At 63.5% G+C, this 9349-nt stretch carries 9 protein-coding genes; 8 read left to right on the forward strand and 1 reads right to left on the reverse strand.

The window, feature by feature from the left end; translation table 11 throughout:
* Positions 1-421 precede the first annotated feature (421 nt).
* The 8 genes from ACLCGK_RS31630 (at position 422) to ACLCGK_RS31665 (ending at position 8719) form a co-directional block, all read left to right on the forward strand.
* A complete protein-coding gene (locus ACLCGK_RS31630; protein WP_410953617.1) occupies positions 422-1573 on the forward strand; it encodes an efflux RND transporter periplasmic adaptor subunit in 1152 nt (383 codons plus the stop codon).
* Positions 1570-2256, forward strand: a complete 687-nt coding sequence (locus ACLCGK_RS31635; RefSeq protein WP_039614639.1) for an ABC transporter ATP-binding protein — start codon at positions 1570-1572, stop codon at positions 2254-2256. Before ACLCGK_RS31630 ends, ACLCGK_RS31635 begins: the two co-directional genes overlap by 4 nt.
* A complete protein-coding gene (locus tag ACLCGK_RS31640) occupies positions 2256-3467 on the forward strand; it encodes an ABC transporter permease (RefSeq protein WP_410953618.1) in 1212 nt (403 codons plus the stop codon). The genes ACLCGK_RS31635 and ACLCGK_RS31640 overlap by 1 nt, the downstream gene beginning before the upstream one ends.
* Positions 3467-4663, forward strand: a complete 1197-nt coding sequence (locus ACLCGK_RS31645) for an ABC transporter permease (RefSeq protein ID WP_286918588.1) — start codon at positions 3467-3469, stop codon at positions 4661-4663. Before ACLCGK_RS31640 ends, ACLCGK_RS31645 begins: the two co-directional genes overlap by 1 nt.
* A 366-nt stretch (positions 4664-5029) precedes the next feature.
* Complete coding sequence (locus ACLCGK_RS31650) at positions 5030-6775, forward strand: copper resistance system multicopper oxidase (RefSeq protein WP_410953619.1); 1746 nt, start codon at positions 5030-5032, stop codon at positions 6773-6775.
* Positions 6772-7095 carry a hypothetical protein gene (locus ACLCGK_RS31655; RefSeq protein ID WP_085665397.1) on the forward strand — a complete coding sequence of 108 codons (324 nt, stop codon included), beginning with the start codon at positions 6772-6774 and terminating at the stop codon, positions 7093-7095. The genes ACLCGK_RS31650 and ACLCGK_RS31655 overlap by 4 nt, the downstream gene beginning before the upstream one ends.
* Positions 7085-8032, forward strand: coding sequence for a copper resistance protein B (locus ACLCGK_RS31660; protein ID WP_410953620.1), 948 nt, complete (start codon positions 7085-7087; stop codon positions 8030-8032). The genes ACLCGK_RS31655 and ACLCGK_RS31660 overlap by 11 nt, the downstream gene beginning before the upstream one ends.
* A gap of 9 nt (positions 8033-8041) precedes the next feature.
* Positions 8042-8719, forward strand: coding sequence for a c-type cytochrome (locus tag ACLCGK_RS31665; protein WP_410953621.1), 678 nt, complete (start codon positions 8042-8044; stop codon positions 8717-8719).
* A gap of 105 nt (positions 8720-8824) precedes the next feature.
* On the opposite strand, the gene ACLCGK_RS31670 is transcribed toward ACLCGK_RS31665, so the two are convergent.
* Complete coding sequence (locus ACLCGK_RS31670) at positions 8825-9088, reverse strand: DUF3077 domain-containing protein (RefSeq protein ID WP_085617830.1); 264 nt, start codon at positions 9086-9088, stop codon at positions 8825-8827.
* Positions 9089-9349: the final 261 nt, after the last annotated feature.

Below are 9349 nucleotides of genomic sequence, written 5' to 3' on the forward strand. Positions count from 1 at the left end.
GCCATTTTTTGCTGGGCATCCTGCGCGCGCCCTTGTATGCTACGCCCCACATTCAGCCCCGACCGGCGCAAGCCGCGGTCCAGAGGGCTCGGCGATATCCCACACGGGCATCTGCCATCTCTTTCAGGCCCTTGATGGCCACACAGTTAAGGCGATTGCGGCTTACCATAAATTAGTCGGAAGCGTCCCCGAGAAGCCGGCCACAAGCCGGCTTTTTAATGCCCGCCATTCTCATCCTCTGAGACTTTCTGCAGCCTTCCCATGGCCGGGGAATCGCCGTGCGTGAGCGAAAAAAATCTCATTCGCCATTTATCTGACACCATACTAACACTCATCCGAAAATCGTCGGATAAATGGCGTTTCGCGTGGAGCTTTCACCCTCCTGATCTAGGCTCAAGCCATATGGGAGGAGGTGTAGTCCATGCGCAAATTATTGATTGGCTCGTCGATCCTGGCTTGTCTCGTGGTGTTGGGCGGCTGGTTGAGTCGACCGCAGCCTGTGCCGGTCAGGCTGCTGGAAGTTGAGCGGGGGCCGGTGGAGACGGTTGTGGCCAACACGCGTGCGGGTACGCTGAAGTCCTGTCGACGCTCGCACCTGTCCTTCAATGTCGGCGGCCAGGTTGCCGAGTTGCTGGTCAGCGAGGGCCAGCGGGTCCAGCCGGGTCAGGTGCTCATGCGCCTGCGGCAGGACGAGCAACAGGCCAGGCTACAGGAAGCCGAGGCGCGGCTGGAGGCCCAGCGCAACAGCCGCGAACAGCGCTGCCAGCAAGCTCTGCTGGACCGGCGCGACCTTGATCGCCTGGGCCAGTTGGCCGACCGCAAGTTGATTGCCGCCGACCGCCTCGATCAGGCCACGACCAAGGCCAACCTGGCGAAACTGATGTGCAGTGCCAGTGCCGTGCTGATCCGCGAGGCCGACGCCAACCTGCAGCTGCAGCGTTCACTGCTGGAACAGACAACTCTGCGTGCACCTTTCGCCGGCATCGTTGCGGAAATCAACGGCGAACTCGGCGAGTTCGTCACCCCTTCGCCGCCAGGTATTCCCACGCCGCCGGCAGTCGACCTGATCGACGACAGCTGCCTGTATGTAGAGGCACCGATCGATGAGGTGGACGCTGCCCGGGTTCACCCAGGAACCGCCGTACGGATCAGCCTGGATGCCTTCCGTGGTCAGCATTTCACCGGCCGCGTCAGCCGCATCGCGCCCTATGTGCGCGAACTGGAGAAGCAGGCGCGCACCGTCGATGTCGAGGTGCGCTTCGACCAGCCGCCGGCAGACCTGGCCCTGCTCACCGGCTATAGCGCCGATGTCGAGATCCTCCTGGAGCAGCACGCGGGCGCCTTGCGCATCCCCACCGAGACCCTGCTGGAGGGGCAGCGCGTGCTGCGATATGACCCAAGCGCCCGGGTGTTGCGCGAGGTGCAGGTGCAAACCGGGCTGAGCAACTGGCGCTGGACTGAGGTGCTTGCAGGGCTGGACGAGGACGCACGCATAGTCGCCAGCCACGAGCAGGAAGGGCTCAAGGATACCGTGGCGGTGATCCCGGTGGATGCCGCGGAGACCGAGAAATGATCCGCCTGCGCGGCGGTAGCCGCAGCTTCCAGTTGGGCGAACAGCAGGTGATGGGGCTGGATGGCCTGGACCTGGACATCGCCGCCGGTGACTACATGGCGGTGATGGGCCCGTCGGGCTCGGGCAAGTCGACCTTGCTGAACATCCTCGGCCTGCTCGACGCGCCGAGCGCCGGCGAATACTGGCTGCAGGGCGAGGCCACGGCGGCGCTGAGCGAGGCGCGCCGCGCCCAGTTGCGCAGCCGGCTGATAGGTTTCGTGTTCCAGTCCTACCACCTGATCGCACGGCTGACGGTGCTGGAAAACATCGAGCTGCCGATGGTCCTCGCCGGCATTGGTGCGGCACAACGGCGCAAGCGCAGCAGCCAATTGGTGGCACGCCTGGGGCTGGGCGAGCGCATTGCCCACCGCCCGGCCGAGCTGTCCGGTGGCCAGCGCCAGCGCGTGGCGATCGCCCGGGCGATGGTCATGCAACCGGCGCTGCTGTTGGCCGACGAACCCACCGGCAATCTCGATAGCCAGGCCGGCGCCGAGGTCTTCAGCCTGCTGGAGGAGCTCAACGGCGAGGGCCTGACCCTGATAGTGGTGACCCACGATGCCAACCTGGGCGCCCGCGCACAGCGCCAGCTGCACATGCGTGACGGGCGGATCCACAGTATTGCGCCGCAGTGGGCGCTGGCCTGATGCGCGCTGCCGATGCCCTGGGCTTCTGGCTAGGTGCCTTGCGCGGGCATCGCTCACGCAGCCTGATGCTACTGCTGGCCATCGCTATCGGGGTGGTCGCGGTCAACCTGCTCACCGGTCTTGGCGCGGGGGCGCGGGCCTTCGTCCTGAACGAATTCTCGCTGCTCGGGCGCGACATCCTCATCGTTTTCCCGGGGCGCAAGGAAACCACCGGGCGAATGCCGCCGCTCACCGGCCTGACGCCACACGAGTTGACCTTGCAGGATGTCCAGGCCATCACCCGGTTGCCGGGCATCCGCCGGGTCGCGCCGCAGCAGGCCGGGCAGATGGAGGTGATAGTCGGCAACCGCAATCGTGAGGTGCTGACGCTGGGCACCACCCGGGACTTCTTCGCCATTCGCCAACTGACGGTCGTCCAGGGCCAACCCCTGCCGACGCTGGACCCTGAGCAGGCCGAAGCCGTCTGCGTGATCGGCGGCAAACTCCGGCGCGAGCTGTTCGGGGCTCGCCCGGCCCTGGGTGAATGGTTGCGCGCTGGCGACCGGCGCTTCCGGGTGGTTGGCATTCTCGGCGAGCGGGGCGAATCGCTGGGGATGGATTTCGCCGAGATGTTGATCATCCCGGTGGCCAGCGCCCAGGCCTTGTTCAATAGCGAGGGGTTGTCGCGGGTGTTTGTCGAGGTGCATGGTCCGAGCTTTCTCGACCGTAGCAAGCAGCTGATACTCGCCACGCTCAAGGAGCGCCACGAGGGTGAGGAGGACGTCACCCTGGTCAGCCAGGACAGCCTGCTCAGCGCCTTCGACCAGATACTCGCGGTGCTGACCCTGGCGGTGGCTGGCATTGCCGCGATCAGCCTGCTGGTGGCAGGCATCCTGATCATGAACGTGACCTGGATTGCAGTGAGCCAGCGCAGCGCCGAGATCGGCCTGCTCAAAGCCATAGGCGTGACGGCGGCGCAGCTGCGCCTGCTGTTCCTCGGCGAGGCGGCGCTGTTGGCCCTGACAGGGGCACTGGCAGGGCTGCTGCTGGCCGAAACCTTGCTCTGGCTGGGGCGCCTGGCGTTCGATCTGCCGCTCTATGCCCCCTGGTGGGCGCGGGTTGGCGCCGTGCTGCTGGCACTCGGCACGGCGCTGCTTTTCGCCTGGCTGCCTGCCGCTCGGGCCTCGGCGCTGGAGCCGGTGGCGGCGCTACGCCCGCCGGGGGCGCACTGATGCGCTGGCAAGATGGTTTCCGGCTGACCAGCTCGGCGCTGACCTGCCGCCCGCTGCGCAGCCTGCTGACCCTGCTCGGGGTAGCGATCGGCATAGCCGCCGTGGCGCTGCTCACGGCCATAGGCGAAGGCGTGCGCGGCTACGTGCTGGAGAACTTCTCGCAGTTTGGTACGCGGATCATCACCGTGCGCCCGGGCAAGACCCAGACCAGCGGCCTCGGCGGCCTGCTCGGCAGCGTGCGGCCACTGACCATCAGTGACACCGACGCCCTGCGGCGCTTGCCGCATGTCGAGGCGGCGGTGCCGATCATTCAGGGCAGCGGGAATATCCAGTTCGGTCAACTGAGCCGGCGCAGCGACATTCTCGGTGGCGGCCATCAGATGGCGCAGGCCTGGCGCATGCAACTGAGCCTGGGCGAGTTCCTGCCCCCGGCCCGTGACGGCCGTTCGCCGCCCTATGTGGTGCTCGGCCATCAGCTGCGTACCGAGCTGTTCGGGGCGCGCAACCCGCTGGGTGAGCTGATCCGCGTCGGCGGCGTACGTTTCCGGGTGATCGGCGTGATGGCGGAGAAAGGCCAGTTGCTCGGTTTCAACCTCGACGATATCGCCTACATCCCGGTGGACTGGGCGGAAAGCCTGTTCAACCGCACCGGGGTGGTCAAAGCCCATGTGGTGTTTGGCGCCGGTACCACTTCACGGGCGTTGAGCCGGCAGATTCGCGAGGTACTCGGCGAACGACACGGTGCGGAGGACTTCAGCCTGACCACCCAGGACGACATGCTGCGCAGCTTCAACCGCGTTCTCGGCACCCTGAGCCTGGCCATTGGTGCCTTGGGGGGCATTTCGCTGTTGGTCGGCGCCGTCGGCATTCTCACCATCATGACGACCACTGTGGGCGAGCGCACGGCAGAAATCGGCCTGTTGCGGGCGATTGGCGCCAGTCCGCGGCAGGTACTTGGGTTGTTTCTCGCTGAAGCAACGCTGCTGTCCCTGGCCGGTGGCCTGCTTGGCCTGCTGTTGATGGGCATGCTGCTGGGGCTACTGCACCTGGCCATGCCGAGCCTGCCCTTGGCGCTGCAACCGCTGTTTCTGCTGCTGGCGCTGCTGCTGGCGGCGGTGCTCGGCATTCTCGCCGGCCTGGCTCCGGCCGTGCGGGCGGCCCGCTTGCATCCGGTGGCGGCGCTGCACATCGAGTAGCGGCCAGGCCAAAGAGCCCCTTGATGGGGCTGCTTTGCAGCCCTTCGCGGGCACGCCCGCTCCCACAGAATACATAACCCAAAGATTTCGCAGGGCCTTGTGGGAGCGGGTTTACCCGCGAACACCGGCAAAGCCGGTGCCATACACCGTGTCGCATTCTTCGCGGGTGAACCCGCTCCCACAGGGCGCGCGGCGCGCTTACTGAATTTGACCCACCACAAGCTGACAGAAAAGTAATCTGAAGCTCAGCCAGCTGACAGCGCAGGTCCGCTAGCGTTAAGGAAGATTGTGGGGCTTCTCGACCCACGGCTGGGGCGTTCAACCGCCTGAATACCAGCAACTTTTCGACTGACTGGACGCAACGGCATGCAAAGCAAAACCACCAGACGCTCCTTCGTCAAAGGCCTTGCCGCTACCGGACTGCTTGGCGGGCTTGGCATGTGGCGCGCGCCGGTCTGGGCCGTGACCAGCCCGGGCCAACCGAGTGTGCTGAGCGGCACCGACTTCGACCTCTACATCGGTGAGCTGCCGGTCAACATTACCGGCGCTGCGCGCACAGCGATGGCCATCAACGGCTCCATACCCGGGCCCATCCTGCGCTGGCGCGAAGGCGATACCGTGACGCTGCGTGTGCGCAACCGCTTGCAGCAGGACACCTCCATCCACTGGCACGGCATCATCCTGCCGGCGAACATGGACGGCGTGCCGGGCCTGAGCTTCCATGGCATCGCCCCCGACGGCATGTATGAGTACAAGTTCAAGGTCCAGCAGAACGGCACCTACTGGTACCACAGCCACTCCGGTTTCCAGGAGCAGGTCGGGGTGTATGGTGCCCTGGTCATCGATGCGAAAGAACCTGAGCCGTTCACCTATGACCGGGACTACGTGGTCATGCTCAGCGACTGGACGGATGAAGACCCTGCACGGGTGCTGTCCAAGCTCAAGAAGCAGTCCGACTACTACAACTACCACAAGCGCACGGTGGGCGATTTCGTCAACGATGTGAGCGAAATGGGCTGGTCCGCCGCGGTAGCCGACCGCAAGATGTGGGCCGAGATGAAAATGAGCCCCACCGATCTCGCTGACGTGAGCGGCTACACCTACACCTACCTGATGAATGGCCAGGCCCCCGACGGCAACTGGACGGGCGTGTTCAAGCCGGGCGAGAAAATCCGCCTGCGCTTCATCAACGGCTCGGCCATGACGTATTTCGATGTGCGAATTCCCGGCTTGAAGATGACGGTTATCGCGGCGGACGGGCAGCATGTAAAGCCCGTTTCGGTCGACGAGTTCCGCATTGCCGTTGCCGAAACCTACGATGTCATCGTCGAACCCGAAAGCGAGCAGGCTTACACCATTTTCGCCCAATCCATGGACCGTACCGGGTATTCCAGGGGCACCCTGGCGGTTCGCGAGGGCTTGCAGGCCCCTGTTCCCGCTGTCGATCCACGGCCGACCATTTCCATGAGCGATATGGGCATGGACCATGGCGGTATGGGCGGCATGGATCACGGCAGCATGGCCGGCATGGACCACGGCAACATGGCCGGCATGGACCATGGCGACATGGCTGATACCAGCGCGCCCATGCAGAGCCACCCAGACTCCGAGAGCAACAACCCGCTGGTCGACATGCAGACCATGACCCCGACACCAAAACTGGACGATCCGGGCATCGGGCTGCGTGACAACGGCCGCCGTGTGCTGACCTATGCGGACCTGCGCAGCACCTTCCCGGACCCGGACGGCCGCGCGCCTGGTCGCACAATCGAGCTGCACCTTACCGGCCACATGGAAAAGTTCGCCTGGTCCTTCGACGGCATCAAGTTTTCCGATGCCGAGCCACTGCGCCTCAAGTATGGCGAGCGCCTGCGCATCACCCTGGTCAACGACACCATGATGACCCACCCCATCCACCTGCATGGCATGTGGAGCGACCTGGAGGATGAGAACGGCAACTTCATGGTGCGCAAACACACGATCGACATGCCGCCTGGCTCAAAACGAAGCTACCGCGTCACTGCAGATGCTTTAGGACGTTGGGCCTATCACTGTCACCTGCTGTTCCACATGGAAATGGGCATGTTCCGCGAAGTCCGTGTGGACGAATGAACTGGAGATCCGAGATGAGCAAACCAATGAAACGAAGCGCGTTTTTCCTCTCTGCTGCAATGGCCGGCCTGTTTGCCGTTTATGCCCCGTCGTCGTGGTCCGGCGACAACAATCAGCAGCCTGCCGATGCCGCAAAAGCCAAGGGTGCCCAAGGCATGGACCATGGTTCGATGAAGGGCATGGATCATGGCGCCATGAAGGGCATGGACCACGGTTCGATGAAGGGTATGGACCATGGCTCGATGCAAGGCATGGACCACGGCAAGATGATGGAATCCCATGGCAGCGACAAAGCCGAGGCAGGGAAAGATGCTCAATAGCCTGGCACGACCATCGCTGCTGGCATTGACCGTTTCGCTCGGCGTGCTGGGCGCTGCGCCCAGCTTCGCCGCTGAAGAAATGGACCATTCGATGATGGACCACGGCAAGATGGATCATGGCAGCATGCCGGGCATGGATCATGGGGCCATGGATCATGGAGCCATGAACCATGAAGCGATGGATCATTCGAAAATGAACCACGGCTCGACGGATACGCCGACGACCAGCCGTACCCCGATCCCGGTGCTGACCGATGCCGACCGCCAGGCAGCCTTCCCCCCATTGGGTGGGCATCAGATGCACGACAGTGCTATCAACAGCTTCTTCCTGCTGGATCAGCTCGAGTACCAGGATGCGGATGAAGGCAGCACGCTGGCCTGGGATGCTTCTGGCTGGGTAGGCGGCGATATCAACCGGCTGTGGATCCGCTCCGAAGGTGAACGTACCAACGGTGTCACCGAGGATGCCGAATTGCAGCTGCTGTACGGTCGCTCGATCAGCCCATGGTGGGATGTGGTTGCCGGGGTGCGCCAGGACTTCAAGCCTGAATCCCCCCAGACCTGGGCGGCGTTCGGTATCCAGGGCATGGCGCTTTACGACTTCGAAGCCGAAGCCACCGCGTTCATTGGCGAGAACGGCCAGACTGCCGCGCGCCTGGAAGGCGACTACGACATTCTGCTGACCAACCGCCTGATCCTGCAGCCGACCGCTGAAGCCAATTTCTATGGCAAGAACGACCCTGGGCGCGGTGTGGGTTCCGGCCTGGCCAATACCGAAGTCGGGCTGCGCCTGCGCTATGAAATTGTCCGCCAGTTCGCCCCCTACATCGGCATCACCTGGAGCCGCTCCTACGGCAAAACCGCCGATTTCGTCCGCGACGACGGTGGTGATGTGGATGAAGCGCGTTTCGTGGCCGGTATCCGCATGTGGTTTTGAGAACCAGACATGAAAAGAACAATAACAACGCTTGTTGCAGCAGGCGCAATGGCCAGCGTGGCCGTGCTGGGTGCTGCGTACTCCGGCCTGGTCAATGTGGGGGCCGATGATCCCCATTTCCCCGCCGTGCATGCCTTTCTGGCCATGGCACGGGACCGCTCGATCGCAGTACGGGCCAGGGACATCGAGGTGCCAGACCTGAAAGATGAAGCGCTGATTGGTACCGGCGCCGGTAACTACAACGCCATGTGCATCGGTTGTCACCTTGCCCCTGGCGTCGAGAAGACCGAGCTCAGCCAGGCTCTGTATCCATCGCCCCCCAACCTGACCAAAAGCGGGATCGGTGGCGACCCCGCTGCGGCGTTCTGGATCATCAAGCACGGCATCAAGGCCTCCGGCATGCCGGCATGGGGCAAGAGCATGGGCGATGAATACATCTGGGGCATCGTCGCCTTCCTGGATCAGCTCCCCCAGTTGAACGCCCAGCAGTACAAAACGATGGTCGCGGCCAGTGGCGGCCACCAGCATGGTGGTGGCGAAAGTGAAATGCACAACCATGAAGGCCAGCACCGCGGCAACGTGCCTGGCCATCATGGTGAGCAGGCCTCGGGCGCAAGCCAGCATGATGAGGGGCATTCAAAGGCCCATACTCATCGCGATGGCAAGCAGCACATGCATAAAGACTGAAGGCAGGTTACGACCGAGCGCCGCGCGGGCGGCGCTCGGTCTCATAGGCGCTGAAATTGCCAAGGCGAACACCTTGCGGCCCTCATGCGAACTGAAGGCAAGCACTCACTGCTTCATGCCCAACTCAGCATCATCCATCAGCGCCTTGGCCATCGCACTCAGGTAGTGCGCAGCCCAGATCATCATCGGTTTCTCATCCATCAGGCCGGTGATGGTCAGTTCGCGGACATAGCCCATCAACTCTGAGGACTGCTCGCGGGCATCGCGGCAGGGGATGCCGGGCTCGATGCGGAACAGTGGATGGGTGCCGTGTTCGCCTTGGTAGAAGGTGGTTTTGCCGACGGTGAACTGGGTGTCTTCTGTGGTCATTGTTGAATCCCCCTGAAATTTCTCGACTGCTTGCTCTGGCCCTTTCGCGGGCACGCCCGCTCCCACAGGTACTGTGCAAGTCTTGAGTACTGTGAAGATCCTGTGGGAGCGGGCGTGCCCGCGAAGAGGTCGGAACAGGCAACACATTGCTTATGCCCTAGTGCAAAGTCCTGGGCCCAGTGGGCATCTGCACCTGAATCAATGCCGACTCCAGCAAAGCCCGCAGCGTCTCCAGTTCATGCATCGACGTCATCATCAAAA

This window comes from Pseudomonas sp. S1(2024) (genome assembly GCF_046557535.1).